This window comes from Bacteroides sp. 90-K9/2 (assembly GCF_047310725.1).
In the GTDB taxonomy this organism is placed as follows: domain Bacteria; phylum Bacteroidota; class Bacteroidia; order Bacteroidales; family Bacteroidaceae; genus Bacteroides; species Bacteroides vicugnae.
In genome coordinates this window covers 363,399-381,933 of the sequence record NZ_JBCGVL010000005.1, presented here as the reverse complement: position 1 = coordinate 381,933, position 18,535 = coordinate 363,399, and the positions used below count along the sequence as shown (strand labels likewise).

General features: G+C 41.8%; 11 protein-coding genes. 1 reads left to right on the top strand and 10 read right to left on the bottom strand.

The features are described from left to right. The 9 genes from AAHJ11_RS14445 to AAHJ11_RS14405 all read right to left on the bottom strand — a co-directional run. Positions 1–758: sugar-binding domain-containing protein (locus tag AAHJ11_RS14445; RefSeq protein WP_413579710.1), on the bottom strand; the 758-nt coding region annotated here is incomplete at its 3' end. A 52-nt stretch (positions 759–810) separates the two neighbouring features. Beyond that, entirely contained in the window at positions 811–2,250 is a 1,440-nt protein-coding gene (locus AAHJ11_RS14440; RefSeq protein WP_167511896.1) for a sulfatase, read from the bottom strand. 73 nt (positions 2,251–2,323) lie between these two features. After that, entirely contained in the window at positions 2,324–4,138 is a 1,815-nt protein-coding gene (locus AAHJ11_RS14435; protein WP_148367381.1) for a RagB/SusD family nutrient uptake outer membrane protein, read from the bottom strand. A 28-nt stretch (positions 4,139–4,166) separates the two neighbouring features. Beyond that, a complete protein-coding gene (locus AAHJ11_RS14430) occupies positions 4,167–7,556 on the bottom strand; it encodes a TonB-dependent receptor (protein ID WP_167511905.1) in 3,390 nt (1,129 codons plus the stop codon). A gap of 127 nt (positions 7,557–7,683) precedes the next feature. Beyond that, positions 7,684–8,712 carry a FecR domain-containing protein gene (locus AAHJ11_RS14425; RefSeq protein WP_195650661.1) on the bottom strand — a complete coding sequence of 343 codons (1,029 nt, stop codon included), beginning with the start codon at positions 8,710–8,712 and terminating at the stop codon, positions 7,684–7,686. A 77-nt stretch (positions 8,713–8,789) separates the two neighbouring features. Beyond that, positions 8,790–9,377 (bottom strand): RNA polymerase sigma-70 factor, encoded by a 588-nt coding sequence (locus AAHJ11_RS14420; protein ID WP_004308903.1) that lies wholly within the window; start codon positions 9,375–9,377, stop codon positions 8,790–8,792. 99 nt (positions 9,378–9,476) lie between these two features. Next, positions 9,477–10,931: an AbgT family transporter gene (locus AAHJ11_RS14415; protein WP_217723460.1), complete on the bottom strand. Its 1,455-nt coding sequence runs from the start codon at positions 10,929–10,931 to the stop codon at positions 9,477–9,479. A 26-nt stretch (positions 10,932–10,957) separates the two neighbouring features. Then, entirely contained in the window at positions 10,958–11,686 is a 729-nt protein-coding gene (locus AAHJ11_RS14410; RefSeq protein WP_004295828.1) for a DUF5932 domain-containing protein, read from the bottom strand. A gap of 34 nt (positions 11,687–11,720) precedes the next feature. Next, on the bottom strand, positions 11,721–16,040 hold the full coding sequence (locus tag AAHJ11_RS14405) for a DUF5113 domain-containing protein (protein ID WP_413579704.1): 4,320 nt from the start codon (positions 16,038–16,040) through the stop codon (positions 11,721–11,723). 153 nt (positions 16,041–16,193) lie between these two features. Here AAHJ11_RS14405 and AAHJ11_RS14400 point away from each other — a divergent pair, with 153 nt between their 5' ends. Further along, on the top strand, positions 16,194–17,132 hold the full coding sequence (locus AAHJ11_RS14400; RefSeq protein WP_167511898.1) for a ribose-phosphate pyrophosphokinase: 939 nt from the start codon (positions 16,194–16,196) through the stop codon (positions 17,130–17,132). Between the two features lie 163 nt (positions 17,133–17,295). Here AAHJ11_RS14400 and AAHJ11_RS14395 read toward each other — a convergent pair whose 3' ends face one another. Then, positions 17,296–18,465, bottom strand: coding sequence for a phosphatidylinositol-4-phosphate 5-kinase (locus AAHJ11_RS14395; protein ID WP_148367393.1), 1,170 nt, complete (start codon positions 18,463–18,465; stop codon positions 17,296–17,298). Between the last annotated feature and the right edge of the window lie 70 nt (positions 18,466–18,535).

The window sequence follows — 18,535 nt, the reverse complement described above, 5'->3', positions numbered from 1 at the left end:
TGATAAAGGAAAGGATCCTGACGGCCATTCCATAAATGAGGTTGATCGATTTCAAATGTAAATTCCTGCTGCATTGCTGCGTTTCCAGAAAGATTCACTTTCTTTGTTCCTTCTTTCACCACCCTTTGACCATCTAACAGGCGTACATTAAGCTCTACTTCCCGATTACCACTATCTCCGTTTGATAAATCAACAACAGCACGCACCTTAGCATATTTATGGCTTACACTATCCTGTATCAGACGTACTCCGGGAGAAGCATAATTCAAAGGAGAAATACACGTCTCATCAGTAATCAGCAAATGTACATCCCGATAAATACCTCCATAAAAATTAAAGTCACCGACCAAAGGCATAATATCCAACTGTTCACCATTATTCACTCGTACCAATATAGAATTTTCTTTTCCATATTCCACCTTTCCAGTGATCTCAAAGATAAAAGCCCCATATCCCCCACGATGCTCACCTATATGACGACGATTGACAAACACATCTGCAATGTTATTCACTCCTTCGAAACGAATAAAAAGACGTTTTCCTTTCCATTCGGAACGAATAAATAAATTCTTCTCATAATTGCCAATTCCCCGTTTATAGTCTATCTTACCGGACAAAGCATCCTGCGCATTCCAAGTATGAGGCAAATCAACTCTTACTTCTGTTCCCTTCTGTACCTGATGCGAGAACCGGAAATTCCAATCGTTATTTAACAAGATATCCTGTCGCTGGGCAAACATCGACATACCATAAAGCATGAATAAAACAACCGATACCAAACGGTTGGACTGTAAAAAAACTGTTCTCATATTATTTCTTTAATGATGACTTCTTTATTCTGATAAAAGAAGATAATGATTCGACCTTATTCTTATATTTTTTCTCATCTACCCGATTCTTGTTTTCCTTCCTGTCAATCTGATGATCAAACAGCATACTGGCTTTCTTCACGTCGCCTTTCATCCATTCCGCATAACTATAACGCCGGTCAACAGCATTATCTCCTCCTTCCCACTGAATATAAACTTCATCTTTCGTCTTAGCTTTCAGATTTTTGAAAACCCCGGCAAAGCTTTGTCCGCTTAACTGTTCAGCGGGAACAGGAAGTTTGCAAAGTTCACATAAAGTTGGGTACAAATCAACAAATTCCACCATCGATTTTGTTTTTCCCTTTTTCATTCCCGGCACACGGACAATCAACGGTACATGAGTAGAAGTATCCATCAGATTATGTTTACCTATAAAATCATGTTCTCCCAGATTCCAGCCATGATCCCCCAACAAAACCACAATTGTATTATCCGATAATCCCAGTTCATCCAATGCATCCAATACCTTGCCGATCTGTGCATCCACATAACTCAAACAAGCATAATATCCATGTTTTACCTCCCGTTGGAAGTCAATATCACTCGTATCCGTAACCCGTGCATACGCATATATCTCGCCCGAATTACGAACCTGTTCCGGTAATCCTTCAGGCCGGAAACGATTGGTAGCCAAAGGTATTTCCTCCCGTTTATATAAATCCCAATATTTCTTTGGAGCATTGAACGGCAAATGAGGTTTCCAGAAACCACAAGCCAAGAAGAAAGGTTTGCCGGTCTCCTTCATCCTTTTCAAGTCACGAATAGCCCGGTTTGCAAGTTTCCCATCATCATAGGCAGTATCAGGAACATCAGCAGATTCACAGAAAGGTCCCCTCATCGTTTTCGGATTAATCGTTTTTCCCGATTCCGAATTCATCCAAAGTTCCCATTTATTATATTCCGCCCAATATACATCATATCCATCCGGATGATTCCGGTAAGGAGCCTCGCTCCACGAATCCGCATGATCGCTGATATGATGAAACACCTTGCCGTCCGAAATAGTATGATAACCATTCCGGGTGAACCATCCCGAAATAGGTATTGCTTCAGGACAATCTTTGCTGGCATAGGCGGAAAAACTAATAAAGCGATCGGGATAATGAGGATATACCCCCGTCAATAAACTAGCCCGGGATGCCCCACTCACCGGAATATTACAATACGCATTCTGAAACAAGACTCCACTTGCCGCCAAACGGTCCATATTAGGAGTTTTCACTACATCCACCCCGTAGCACCCCAGTTCGGGACGCATATCATCAGCCATTATAAAAAGCACATTCATTCGAGATACATCCTGTTGCGCCCGTAATATAGATGAGATGCAGCAAGCTGTTCCACAAAAAAACGCATATTTTATTGATATTCTATTTTTCATTTTCTACCTTAAATTTTCAAGACCTGCAATATACTAAAATATTACAGGTCTTGTGCATCATTTTAATTTAAAATTACTTTGTCCATACCGGATTTTGTTCCAGATTCGTATTTAAAGCCAATTGCTTCAAAGGCAACGGATACAGATAATAATGTTCCTGCCATCCAAGCGGGGTATCAAAGAAATAAACATATCCTTCATCAGCACCTGTGCCACCCGTTACTTTCAAATTCTTGGCCGAAGCCCCTGTCACATAAGCACCTAGCGGTTGTTTGTTAACATAGTCTCCTTTCTTCCACCTGCGCAAATCATCCAGACGGAAACCTTCACCCATCAACTCAACTCGTCTCTCCCTACGCACTTCCCACAAGAGAGCAGGAACGGAAGGATCACGCTTCGGATCAAAAGCATCATTAATATCATTTACCACCATTTTCGCCACATTAGCTCTTGCCCGAAGTTTGTTAATAGACTTATCCGCAGCATCCTGGTCTAACTTGTTCAATTCGCACATCGCTTCGGCATAATTTACCATCACCTCACCTATACGAAACAGCGGGGCATCTGTTGTATTCACCCCATTCGCGTTGGTAGCTACAGTATGTGTATTATAATATTTCCATACCCAGAAGCCCATTTGGGAAGCATTCCAGCCCTGTCCCCAGTTCATATTCTTAAAGTGAGGTTGTCCTTGCACAGTGAATCCTTTAAAGTTGGAAGACGGCAAACGATGATAAGTTTCACCGGAAATCGTAGCCATTAAATCTATAAATTCTCTGTCCTGTGCATTATCCGTATATTTCCAATCAGCCGTACTGGGTCCGTTTTCTTTCTTCACCATATATGGAGGACAGATCGTCAAATACAACCGGTAATCACGATCACGGAATTGTCCATACATATTCTTATCACCCCCATAATGGCTAGTCGTCGTGCTAACCGGTCGTCCATCCGTACAGAGATAACTGTCTACCGCGTCTTTCGTTGCCTCAATATAAGATTCACCTGTACGCACCATACGGGTCAAACCATGCATCAACTGTCCGGTTTCATAAGCCTTATACAAAATAATCCCTGTCACTCCATCCAGTGTTTCCGAATTAAACAACTCATCATATTTAGGATGCACATTCGGATATTGCTTAATCACCTCTTCAGAAGCACGGGCACATTCTTCCAGATAAGTATCTGCCCCCGACAAACCATGATATTTTCTCCAAGTTCCTTCAAATAAAGCAAAACGGGAAATAAGAGCTTTCACCACATACATATTAATTGTATTTTTCCCATCCGCTTCGATATTACTGCCAATATGTGTTTCCGCATATTTCAAATTAGACAGAATATTGGAAGCCACCAGGTCACGACTATCACGTTTTCCATAAAGCTCGGGACTTTCCTCTGTCAAAGCATGCTCTACCCAGGGAATATCACCAAATTTAGAAAGCATCTGAAAGTATTTATAAGAACGGAAGAAATATCCCACACTTCTCCAATGCTCCCTCTCGGTTTCATTCATTTCCGAATGATCGATATTATCAAGCATCAGATTAACACGGCGGATATAATCGTAATCCCAATCTTTAGATTCATCCGTAGCCTTTGCTTTGCGATATGCCCACTGACCTTCATATCCATCCAATCCTTTTATCATGTTATCCGATTCAAAATCACCACGGAAAATTTCATCCGTTTGCCCTGTATCATACGTATATCCGAAGAACACGTTATACAATCCCCATGTATACGTTTTAAAGTTGTCATAAGTAGTAAAGACCGATGCTTCTGTTTGCTGTCCTTTAGGATAAACCTCCAGAAATTCGTCATTCAGACAAGACGACATCAACAAACAAAAACTAACGCTTACACATAGTATATATTTATTCATAATAATTACTCTTTAAGTTGTGAAACAATCAGAATGAAAGGTTTATACCGAACGAATACTGTCTCATATACGGATAGGTAAAACCACGTTGTCCTAAATCATCCGTGACAGAACGTTCCGGATCAAGTCCCTTCGGCAAGTGGTCGAACGTATAAAGATTCTCACCACTGAAGAACACAGCCAGATTATTAACTCCAATCTTACTCATCCACTTGGACGGGAAATTATAAGAAAGTGTTATATTACGAATACTTAAATACGATCCATCCTGTAAATAACGAGTCTGTACACGTGTATTGGCATCTGTATTTCCGGCCGCTTTCTCATAAATACGGGGAAAATAACTATTCGTATTTTCCGGAGTCCAGTAATTCAACTGTGAATCGTAAACGGTAGTCCAAGCATCATAATGTGGATAAAACAGATCGTTCATCACCCATAAATCCCGTTTACCAACTCCTTGCAGCAAGAATGACAGAGAAAAACCGTTCCAACTTGCACTACCATGAATACCATACTGATAACGCCGGGTATTATTACCGATGATTTTACGGTCTCCCGGATCTTTCGTTGTACTGGTACCACTGTTGATAATATTATTACCATCCAAATCTTTGTATAATATATCTCCCGGATTCGGATTATACCCTTCCACTTTGGCAATACCCGGTTTCAATTTACCTTCCGCATCGAAATCATCTACTGTATACAAACGATCGGTTACATATCCCCAGATCTCACCCAGCTCCATTCCTACACGATATGTTTCATTATCATTCTTGTCCTTACCAAATAATCCTGTTTCGTTATTGTATTTAGTAATCTTTGTTTTCGAATCGTAAAGATTGAAACCTAAGCTATATTTCACTTTTCCGATTTGGTCATTCCAGTCAACCGAAACTTCCCATCCTTTAGAACGAAGATCAGCCGTATTTTGTAAAGGAGCACTTGCACCTAATACACCCGGAAGTTCAGAACCCGGAGCAAGCATACCCTTAGTATCTCTTCGATACCAGTCGAACACCATATTTAGTCTGTTATCCAATAGCCCAAGATCGAATCCGACATCAATTGTCGTAACTTTCTCCCAAGTAAAGCTATTGCTGACCAATGCAGCAGGTTTCAAAGTAGTAACTTTAATACCGGAAACAGTCCAATAAGCCTGTTCAGCATCCATACCGGGAATATATGCATAAGGAGTGATACTCTGATTTCCGATATTACCCCAAGAACCACGCAATTTCAAGTTAGAAAGAACTGAATTCAAAGGTTTCATAAATGCTTCCTCGCTGATACGCCATCCGGCGGAAACAGAAGGAAAGAAACCGAAACGGCTATTCTTCGGGAATTTGGAAGAACCGTCATAACGTCCGTTCGTTTCAAGCAAATACTTGCCGGCAAACGAATAGTTGATGCGATAGAACAACCCTCTTACCGTATAACGTTCAAATTTGTCTTTAGCAAAATAGTCACCTGTCGACTGCGAGATAGACGGCAGATCTTCATTAATCATATTCATACGCGACATCTCCGCATAGCGGTAGTCGCTACTTTCCTGATTGAAACCTCCCATCACCGTTACATCATGTTTGCCCCATGAGTTGTTATAGTTAGCATAGAAGTTCAATGCATTATAATCCGTAATACCATTGGAGTATTCATACTTGGAATTGGCAGTGGAAACCTCTTTCACAAAATTGCCTCCATGTGCATAATAGAACTTCTTCTCAAATTTCGTTTTCTCGTTACTTAGATGATTGAATGTGTACTCACCAATCAACTTCACATTCTTCAAAGGACTGATCGTTACCTTTCCGAAAATACGAAGATTATTCTTTTGAATAGTGGTCGGATATGCCAGGTCAATCAAATTACGAGGAGTATTGATCGGTAATTCTTCACCGTCGATATTCATTGTTCCGGTAGGGAAATAAGAAGGGAATGCGACTGCTGCTCCCCATATACCATATCCTCCGGAAGTTTCCGGCAATGAAGAGTTGGAATTCGTATATTTAATATCCAATTCCGGAGTAATCCATGAAAACACATCTGAACGGAGATAAGAAGACACATTGTAACGCTTGTACGTATCTTTATCCGAAGCCAGTACCCCATTTTCATTCACCATACCGAAGGAGAAACGATAAGAAATATCTTTCGTACCGCCACCTACCGAGATATTATGAGTTTGCTGGAAACCAGTCTCCATCATATCATCGAAAAGATCAGTTTCTGCCAAGCTATAGCGCAGCCCGTCCACCATTGCATAACCATCCGGATATGCAGACGGATTAGCATTATATTCCTTCAAAAGTCCCAACCAAGTATCTACGTTCTGACCACTTTGATAATTGATTGTCCCCATGTCCTTATAAGCCTGTACCGTTTGGAGCGGAGTAGCCTTATGAGGCATATTGGCAGGCCTGCTGAAGGAGAAATTATTTGAATAATTAATAGAGAGTTTAGTTGCATCCGAACCTTTCTTTGTAGTAATCAAAATCACCCCGAAAGCTGCCCGTGCTCCATAAATAGCAGAAGATGCCGCATCCTTCAAAACAGTCACCGATTCGATATCGTTCGGATCGAGCATATTAATATCCATCTCCACGTTATCCACCAGTACCAGCGGTTTTCCATTCTTATCCAGACTGTTGACACCACGAATATTGAAACTCATTTCTTCACCGGGTCTTCCAGAATTACCTGTAATCTGCAAACCGGGCATTGCCCCTTTCAAAGCGTCACTCACAGACACCACCGGACGGTCACCTAAAACATCATCCATCTTCACACTGCTCACCGCACCTGTCAGGTTCGCTTTCTTTTGTACGCCGTAACCAACAACTACTACTTCGTCTATTAACCGGGTATCTTCTTTCAAAGTTACATTGAGAGGACGTTGATCTTTCACCACCACTTCCTGTGTGGCATAGCCGATATACGATATGGATAAACGGGCATTTGGAGTAACCATCAAGGAGAAATTGCCATCCATATCCGTAATGGTACCTTCTGTAGAATCGACCACTTTCACATTTGCCCCAATCACCCCTTCACCAGTAGGATCAGTGATCCGTCCTTTTAAGACAAACGCTTTTTTCTGTTCTTTCTGCGGTGTCACTGCATGGAACATAATCACCCGGTTTCCGTTCACTTCATACCTGACGTCCGTTCCGGCCAGCAATTGTCCCATCACATCATTAATAGTACCGTTATTTATATTCACAGAAACTTTCCTATTCAAATCAATGTCATTATTACGAATCAGGAAAGAGTAATTGCCTTGCTTCTTTATTACTTCAATGGCTTCTTTTAAAGTAATATTATCTACTTTCACACTGAAACTTTTACTTTGTACCTGTGCCGATAGCTGGAAACCACCAGTCAAAGCATTTCCTACAGACAAAAGCAGAAGCATTAATAATATTCTTTTTACTATTAATCTCATATTTTTCACTATTAAAGGTTAACATAATATCTTTCTATACAACGCTGAACCGCCGATATATCTATCGACTAAGTTCTCAATCATACTTTACTTTTTCTTATTTTACCTCCTTTTTCTTGTCAGTTATAAAGATAGTGTCTCCACTAACTTTCCATGTATATTGCTTCTCAACGTTGATTTCTCCCAATATATCATTGATACTTTGATTACTATTGAAACATCCGGAAAAGCGTTCCGCTTTCAGACGTTCACTCCCTAAACTGATCTTCACCTGGAATTTGCGCTCCAGACGGTGTGCAATGTCGGCAAATGGAGCATCCTCAAATGTCAGGCCACCATCCAACCAGTCACAGGCAGAACTAGCATTTGATTTCATTTTCTCCATGCGGCCCGTATTCTTATCGTAAAAAGCCTGTTCGCTAGGGAATAGCTTCATCACCGAACCGGACAAAGTGGCTAAATTGACACGACCTTCCAACAGAGATACCATTACATAATTATCGTCATCATAAGCACGGACATTAAAAACAGTCCCTACCACCTTTACCTGTACACCATTCGTCGTTACAAAGAAAGGAATCTTCTCATTTTTTGCCACCTTGAAATATCCTTCGCCATCAAGCGTAACATCACGTTCACGAATACCGAACCCGCGACAATAGCGTAACACAGAACCCGCATTCAATGAAACCTCTGTTCCATCCGGAAGCACAATATTCGTCCGCGAACCGGCCGGCACTTTAATTTCATAAGGAGAATCCGCATTCGTATATACTTCCGTAAGATTTTCAGTATAAGTGTACCAGAAGTAATTACAGCCCAACAACAAAATAATTGCAGCAGCCACCTTCAGCCACACAGGAACTATCTTCCGCGAACGGACAGGCTTCATCTCTGCAGCCGCTATTTTTTCTTTTATCTGTGATAAATTAGCATCCTCTATTTTCGCAAATGCAGGCACAGAAGAAACAGCCCATACTGCGGACATCTCCCGAAATATTTTAGCAGCATCTTCATTGGAAGCCAGATAAGCGAGCAGAGCTTCTTTCTCTTCTTCGGTGCAGTTACCGGACAGATAGTTGCTTATCCGGATTTCCAATTCTTCTATATGATAAGAGTCATTCATAAACGTACTTTTTCTATGGGTGTATATAACTAGATACGCAATAAAAAAAGAAACGTTTAAAAGAAAAGCGATTTTTTTTAGAGAAACATCAAAATAGCTATCATATAAGGAGTACCTAGCGATTCGCGCAGCTTAGTCAATGCTATTTTCATCTGTACCCTTACAGTGGTCACATTAATATTCTGCTCCTCGGCAATTTCACTATATGTCTTCCCCTCATACAAACTTGCTTTAAATATGGCACGGCATTTGGCAGGCAATTCCTCCACCTTCTTCATGATGATGGTATTCATTTCGCTATGCTCCAATGCCTGCAAAGGATTATCGGAAGAAAGAATATGATTTTCGAGAAAAGCCCAGATTTCTTCCATCTGTTCCGTCATCTGTTTTTCGTTGAAGTAAGAAGAGCGCAGATAACTGATGCTCGCATTTTGAATGGCACGCCGCAAATACGGAAGAGCAGGATGAGTAATATGATGTCGATTCTGCCAAAAAGCAACAAAGACATCATTCACAATCTCCCCTGCCACCCTTTTATCATGCACATAATAAACGGCTATCGCACACAAATAAAGATAGTAGGTATGATAGATTTTATCAAATGCTTTTGTATTACCGTGATTTAACTGTTCAATTAGATTTTCAGAGATTTCTGGTAGATTCATTCGTTGTCTTTCTTTAAGGAACGGTGCAAATATAGCGATTAATTCAGAAAAACAAAATTCCAATCTGATAAACCGGAGCCCGGCAATCATTCCTTAGCCCTACAATCCCATCGGTATTTTCAACAAATACCAAACGATAAACAACAATGTCCAGACAACCAAAATGCCTAATGAATATCTCCAGGTATATTTCAGCAATGAACCATACGTAATCTGCTTATCATACTGCCGCATATAGGTAAGCACCAGAGGCATATAGAATAAGAAAGGAGTAATGGCATTCGTCGAGCTATCTCCGATACGGAAAGCACATTGTGCTATATCCGGAGCAATTCCCATCTGTGCAAACATCGGGATAAAGATAAAAGACATAAAAGCCCATTTGGAAGTAGCAGATACCATAATCAGGTTTATCAATGCCGTAAACAGAATAAACAGGACAAGAGCAGACAAAGGAGCCGGTTCAAACGAAGAAAGCAGATCAGCACCCATGATAGCCAGACATTTATCCAGATGAGAATATTCAAAACAGGCAAACATCTGCGCAGCGAAGAAAGCGATAACGAAATACACTCCAAGAAGCTTCATCGGCTGCGTAAGTCCTTCAATCACATCATTGTCAGTGCGATACCGCCCGGAACTGAATCCATAAGCCATTCCCGTAATACCTGCTCCCAAAGAAAGCAAAAACAAAATACCGGCAATAAAAGGCGAATGCATCAAACCACCGTTCACACCCCGCAAAATTCCATAAGAAGAAAAAGTAAGCCACAAGATAAGAGCCACATAGATAGCTGCCACAACAATGGAAATCATAATAGCACGCCGCTCTTTACGAGACAGAGGATGGTAAGCCACCACTTTCATACTGCCTTCATATTTACCTAACGTAGGAAGAAGCCATTTTTGAGTAATCCAATACACAATAGCCGTAATGGCTACTGTTGAAGCACTCATAAAAAAGTAATTGCAAAGAGGTTCCGTATTTCCCTGATAACCCGTTTGTGCCAATGCAGCCTCTTGCGTGGTATGCGCCAACAACGGGTCCATCGTACTCAATACAATATTAGCACTATACCCGCACGCAACGGAAACATAAGCCGTAACAATCCCTGCAACCGGATGAAGCCCCACCCATTGAAACAGCATAGCAGCAATAGGCAATAAAATGATATATCCACCATCACCAATGGCATTCGACAACAAACCAAGCACAATCACCCACAAAATGATTTTCCTCTTTTCCTGCCGGTTTCCCACCCCCATGCGGATACATGCATCAATAAAACCGGAATGTTGTGCCACTCCCAATCCGAACATAGCAATAATCACCATGCCCAACGGAGCAAAACCTGTAAAGTTCTTAATAGCGTTCCGCAACCACCAACGGATTCCTTCCGGACTCAACAGGCTTTGTACACGGATATCCTCACCTGTCTGCGGCAATGTCACTTTCAATCCATAGATATCGCATATCCATGAAAGAAAGACCACTGCCATTGTCAGCAGAAGGAACATCGTAGCGGGATGGGGCATGCGCCATTTATTCTTCATATAATACTTTATACCTAATACTTAATTTACTCTTCGTCAGGCTCCAGATTATCCAGATCAATAATACGCAATTCCAATGCACGTACTGCCAACCGGGTAGCATTCACTCCCACCCGTTCACCATTCGGGAAAAGACGTCCGATAAGATCATTCTGCCGTTTCTCCAATGATTTCACACCAAAAGGCATTCCTTTCAGATTGGCAATCATCTCTTTCGTATAACCTAATGCCAGATGACGGAGAAAACGTTCGTCATATTCATCAATATCATAACTGATGACAGCCTCCTGACGCTTGGCATCGTTGGCTACAGATTTCTTGAAACGATCTACAATCTTTTCCAGAATCGGATAGTTGAATACCAATTTCTTTCCGTCCATCACAGCCTGAACGTCTGTTTTCGTCAGTAACTCACCCGTTTTGAGGATGATTCCATCGGCACCGGCATTCAATACGTCCACCCACAACTTTTCGTTCAGAATCTCCCCCGTGAAGATCAATACCCGAACTCCTTTGTAACGTTTGAATATATTCTTGCAAATATCAACACCAATGGTCGTAGAACCTCCCAGTCCTAAGTCCAACAATACCAGATCGGGAAGCTGGGCCTCCATCAACGGCCAAAACTCACTTTCCGTCATTGCCGTGCCGATCACTTCCGCATTCGGTATTTCATGACGGAATATTTCTTCTGTCCCTTTCAACTCCAGTTTTACATCCTCTACAATAATAACTTTAAACTTCTGTTCTTCCATGTTCCTTATCTAATAACTTTTATGTGTTTTCCTTTTATCGGCGCGGAATAGTGAAATAAACCGTAAACCCGCTGCCTTCAGCCGGCTCGGCATTGATACGGCATCCCCTACGTCCCGCAAATTCGTCGTGGTCGCGGATAATCTGCTTGCATACCAGATATTCCGTTCCCCTCAACTCCCCTTTTTCACCGGAAGTCATACGTGCCAGATTCGGATAAAATAGTTGATTCAACTCTTCCACACTCTTCTCGCGTCTCGTATCCGTAAAGAGGAAACGAATATATTCATTATCCTTGCGTGCTTGCAGACGTATCACTCCATCTTCACGCACAGTCAATGCTTCATCAATCAAATTCTCCAATAGAAAACGCAACTGATTCACGTCTCCTATCACCTTCGCCTCCATAGACTCTATTTCCAATTCTATCCTCTCCGGCCGATTCTTCATCAACTTCTTGAAATATTTTCCGGCAGCATCCAAAAGCTCCTGTACCGGAATCACCGTACGCCGGAAAGTGACCTCCTCCAATTGACGGGAAGCACACGAACTCAAAATCGTAAAGATTCCCTTATAGTATTCAATCAATTCCGTCATAGTCTCCACCGCTTCACGCTCTTCCGTTTCCGGAAGATTCTGCGCATTCAACCGTCCTACAATCTGTTTGATCTTATTCGGATAATAAATCGTCTCATGTTTAATAGTCGACAAACAGTTGTCAAGCACCATATTCTGTACATGCAACATGCTGTCCTCCCAAGAAGCCCGGCGTGTTTCTTCGTGTGCCGACTCGATATCCCGGTATTTTGTAGCCAGCTTCACCACTGCGTTAAACACGACAATAGCCACATAACGAGCTACCAGTTCAAAAAGCAGTCGATCCGTCTCCTGTTCCGTTCCCTCCCTGCGCTCCAGATAAAGCACACCGACACATTGATGCTCGCCTCCTGCTTCCACCATCAGCGGAATTGCCTGAAGATGCTGTTCGGAAAGATATTTTCCGGAACTAAAACACAGCTCTACCATCTCCGGCATTTCCTGTCCGGGACGAGAAGCATATTCCAGCCGGTGCGTCGTTTCATTATAAACAGCAATCCCCATCCGATCAATCGTCAGTAATTCATTTACCGAACTGAATGCTTCATCCACAATCCGCTGTGGAATTTCTTTAAGCGTACTCTCTTCCCGTTGAAGCGCCTCTGCGTTTTCCTGTTCCTGCGGTCTCACCAAAGATGCGGCAAACACCTTTTGGTTAATCTCAAGTACCTGTTCGAGATTCAAACGATTCTGCAAACGTTTTCTCATGTACAGAAAATAATATCCGACCAACGAAACAATCAATAAAACAAAGCATAAAATAATTCCTACCGTCTTATTAGTATTCGAACGCTCCAACTGCCGGCAATATGCTTCGAGAGTTTGATCCTCTCCCTGCAACTTATACAAATCCGTAAATGCCGAATTATTATAACTATATGCATCCAACTGTTTCAAAGCCAGAAAAGCTACTGACGCCTCATTCCTGATATCCAAAATTACATGATAATCCGAATCAAACAGTTCGTTCCACCAACTGATTTCAGCAGGCGTTCCCTCACCTACCAGCTTCATATACCGATGTGGACGATCCGGACGCGCATATTTTTCATAATGCTCATTCAGAAAAAGCATGGCAGAATCTATATATTGCAAAGCTAACTCATAATTTTCATCCACATTAGCAAAATAGGCGGCATTCGCATAATCCGATGCTACATCCAGCAAATCCTCATACGCAGAATCCGTAACTACTACAATCGAATCGCCATCCTGCAACATGGGAGGAATCGGATCATGCAGACAAGAAACCATCTCTAACGGAAATAACAAGCAAAGCAGCAATCCCCCCATCGCTTTACGCACTCCCGAAGGCAAACGAAAATAAAAACGACTTCCTTTCCCCAGTTCGCTCTCCACATCAAAGACGCATCCCCGGAATAAATCATTCGTTTTCTTATACTTCTCAATGATTCCCTTACAATTCATCAATCCGAAACCACTACCTTTGTTCTCTTTCAACACTTCCGGATCGGCTGCATTCTTCATTCCGATCACACGGGAATCATACACCTTCTCACCAATGATATACGCCACATCCTCTTCGGAAATACCTCTTCCGTTATCCTCCACAGAGATCTCGACATAGGCATCCTCCGTAGTGCGGGCATACACTTTAATGGTTCCTCCTTCCGGAGTATATTTACGGGCATTTTCAGCCAGCGTATTAATCATAAACAAAGTCAGTGCCCGGTCAGCCTTCACCATAGCCGTAGTCGGTTCAATTTCCAACTTCTGATTTTTCATTTCAAAAGCACGTCTTCCCTTGCCTAGCAACTCAAACAGTTCATTGAGACTGAAAGTTTCAATATTCAAGCTAAGCGTTCCCTGCTTCATCTTAATCCAAAGAGCCAGAATATCGTTGTACTCATTAATCGTAGTTACCAGCTCATCAATGTATTGATACTTCTCTTTCTTAATCTTCGCATGATCAATATATCCCCTCTCCGTCAACTTATGCACCTCATTCAAGATACGGTCGATATAAGGATTAATACCATTGACAATGGCCAGACAAGCCTTCTTTATAAGATTCTGGCGTTTATTTCCCGCAATATGTTGTTCGTAAACATACCGCTGCTTTTCCAACTGCATCCGCTCGTCACTCAACGCTTCCACCATCTGCTCATTATCCGCAGCCCAAACAATATACGGTTCAAGCACATGCACTAACGCTTTTTCATCACGGTTCAACCGATGCAGAGGAACCAGTGCCGCTTTTCCCTCCTCCGAAATTTCCAGTTGAAGACGTCCTTTCCCGAACAATTGATCGATACCTTGCTGAATTAATGGGACATTCATCGGAATGGACGAAGTTATGTCCCGGCAAAGAGTCAGAATCCGTTGCAGACGCTCCACGTCTACCTGATTCCTTATTTTAGACCGTTTATTGAAAAACCACCAAAGAATAACCACCAATACAAGTCCGACAATAACCAAAGAAAGTACAAGCGTCATTTGTCGTGAATCGGCTTCCAATGAAAGATAACGGCTCTCCAACTCCTTATCCTGACGGGTATAATTCAAAATATCCAGATATATATTCCGGTTGTAGTCAGAAGCATACTTCATCCCGAGCCCCGCATACGACACACTCAATTGCTCCCGAATCCTTGAAATCCATTCAGGTACCGTTCTCACATCTTCCTGCATAATCCATGGAACCCCGGTATAAGTCGTATCTCCTTCTACAAAAACATATAGTTTATCCAATGTATCCGCCGCATGATGATAATAGAGCATGTGATGTTGATTCACACAATCCAACGCTTTTGCAAGCGTATCCAATGCCTCCGAATAACGTCCGTGCTCATTCATATATTTACCGATAGACACATACGCACCGGCAATCTGATACAAATCATTATACTCACGGAACTTTTCAAGCGCACGCTGTGCCATCCGCAAAGGCAAAAGCGAATCTACCGGAAAACCAAACTGATCCAGCGCATATCCCCTTCTCGTCCGGAAAAGTTCGAAATTATTAGGTGAAACCATCAGATTAGCCAATCCTTGTAGACCATTTCCTTCGAAATAAGGATGATTGGTCTGAACAGCTGTCCGCCACGTAATATAAAGTTGGTCGAACTCACGCATTTTCCGGTCTTCCGGCTTAGTTGCTTCTACCAATGAGGCCGAACCTTTTATATAATGATAATAAAGCAACTGATTAGTATCTGTCAAAGCTTCATCTTCGGGAATCCGGTTGAGAGATGTGATGGCCTCCTGCCGTTGCTGCAGATAGTAGTAATAAATAGAAGAAACGATGAAAAATTCGGTGAACGCATAATCCAGCCGGAGTGCTTCGTGACGATCAGCAAACAGGTCACTCTCTTCACGAATACGTTTCATGCGCTTGAGCGCACTGTTACGATAATCATAAAATTCTTTGTTCATAGCCGTCCGCTGACAGATTTTCATCAGTCCGATGTCGGCAATCAACAGTTCGAGTTCATTTTTAGTCAGTTTATATACTTCCTTATGCAACGCTTCCGCCCGGTCAAAGTCCATAGCCATAAAAGCACAGAATCCCAGGTTGTTGGATGCTTCCGCTTTCCCCGACTTGTAGAAGTTCACCTGCCGATAGGCTTCATTGGCATATTTATAAGAAGAATCCAGACTTCGATAACGATAAGCATACGCTTTCCCGTTTAATGAATCAATCAGGCGCACCTCTTTGGTCGGCACCATATCAGTGCACGAAAAAAAAGAGGCAAACAACACTATACCTATTATATATAAAGGAAAGCGTGAACTCATTTTTGACTATTAACTGTTTTCAGAAAGCAAATCTACAAATATTTCCGATAAGTTGGAGAGAAAAATATTTTTTATACAATAAGTCCTTCTAAATAATAAGAGAAATTCCTACCTTTGCAGGCAAATTAACAAATAGGTAACATCTATTACAAAATGAGCGAAAAAGCACCCTTTATGGTATTCTCGGGAACAAACTCGAGATATCTTGCAGAAAAAATCTGCGCAAGCCTGGATTGTCCTCTGGGAAATATGAACATTACCCATTTTGCCGATGGCGAATTTGCTGTTTCATATGAAGAGTCAATTCGTGGCGCACACGTATTCCTGGTTCAATCCACTTTCCCTAACTCAGACAACTTAATGGAACTTCTCCTGATGATCGATGCTGCTAAACGTGCATCTGCAAAGAGCGTTGTGGCCGTAATCCCCTATTTCGGATGGGCACGTCAGGATAGAAAAGACAAACCGCGTGTATCTATCGGCGCTAAGTTGGTAGCCGACCTGCTATCTGTTGCAGGTATCGACCGCCTGATTACGATGGACTTGCATGCAGACCAGATTCAGGGATTCTTCAATATTCCGGTAGATCACCTGTATGCATCAGCAGTATTCCTCCCCTACATCCAGTCATTGCAACTGGAAAACCTGGTTATTGCTACACCGGACGTAGGAGGTTCAAAACGTGCCAGCACTTTCTCCAAATACCTCGGTGTGCCATTGGTACTTTGCAACAAATCACGTGAAAAAGCCAATGAAGTAGCATCTATGCAAATCATCGGTGATGTAGAAGGTAAAAACGTTGTATTGATCGACGATATTGTAGACACGGCAGGAACAATCACCAAAGCAGCCAACATCATGCTGGAAGCCGGTGCCAAATCTGTACGTGCTATCGCCAGCCACTGTGTAATGTCTGATCCGGCTTCTTTCCGTGTACAAGAGTCTGCCCTGACTGAAATGGTATTTACCGACAGCATCCCTTACGCAAAGAAATGCCCGAAAGTGAAACAGTTAAGCATTGCCGATATGTTTGCAGAAACAATCAAACGAGTGATGAATAACGAATCTATCAGTTCACAATACATCATTTAATAGATGATAAGTGATAAATGATAGTTGATAGTTGAAGTTACTTTCAACAGGAAATTAAAAATGGATAATGACCGCTTTGGGTTATTATCCATTTTTCTTTGTACCATAAAAAAGAGGCCACGCAATGCGCAGCCCACTCCCACTATCATTTATCACCTATCATCTATTGAAGTCTTCCAAATTTATAGGTTCCTTTTTTAATCACTTTCCCATCTTTATCTGTTTCTACAAAGGGACCATTCTTCTTTCCTTGTTTGAAAAAGCCTTCGAAGCGATTACCGTCTTTGTCGATTTGTACGCCTTGTCCGTCTTCCAATCCATCAACAAAGCCACCTTTATATTGCATACCAGCAACGGTTTTCAGAGTACCCTGTCCATTGGGACGGTTATCTTTCCACTCACCATCATAAACATCGCCATTGCTCCATTTATAGACTCCCTTACCATCACGTTTGTTATTTTTCCAGCTTCCTTCATATACAGCACCATTCGCCCAGGTAAAAGTACCTTTTCCGTCTTGCATGCCATTTTTGAAATTACCAACATATTTGTCACCGTTAGCGTGATAATAAACTCCCTCACCGGTACGTTCACCTAAGAGATAAGAACCTTCATAACGATCGCCCGTATGAAAGTAGTAAGTACCTTTCCCATGTTGGATATCATCTGCCCAGTCACCGTCGTATTTATCTCCATTGGTATATTCAAACACCCCTTTTCCGTGACGGACATCATCTTTCCAGTCTCCTTCATACTTACAGCCGTCGTCCCAGTTCATGATACCTTTGCCATTCTTCTTATCATTTTTCCAGTGACCGGTATATTGGGCACCATTCGCCCAAGTGTATGTACCTTCGCCTTCACGCTTATCATTCACCCATTTACCTACATACAAATCACCGTTATGATAATACATTGTTCCTTCACCATGCTGATAATCCTGATACCACATACCGTCGTAACGGTTATTATTCATAAAATAATAAATACCCTTTCCATGCTGCTGGTCCTGAAACCACTGTCCTTCGTACTTTTCTCCGTCGGGAAACATATAAATTCCATATCCCTCACGTTTTCCCTTCACATATTCTCCTTCAAAGACATCACCGTTTTTAAAGACAGTTTTTCCTTTTCCATTCGGTTTTCGTCCTTTCATTTCTCCCGTATAGACACTGCCATCCTTAAAAGTATAGTTGCCAATCTTTATTTCAGTGGAGAATGTATCTTTAATTTTTCCGAAAAATCCGCCTTTTTTTCCTTCATTTTCTTGTGCCATCACTCCCTCTTGTGCAAGAAGAGCCAGCAAAAGTGTAGTATATAGATATTTCCTCATTGGTTTTAGTCGTTACTCATTTTAGAATTACAATTTGGACAAAGATACAATTTCTATCCCAAACAGCCCA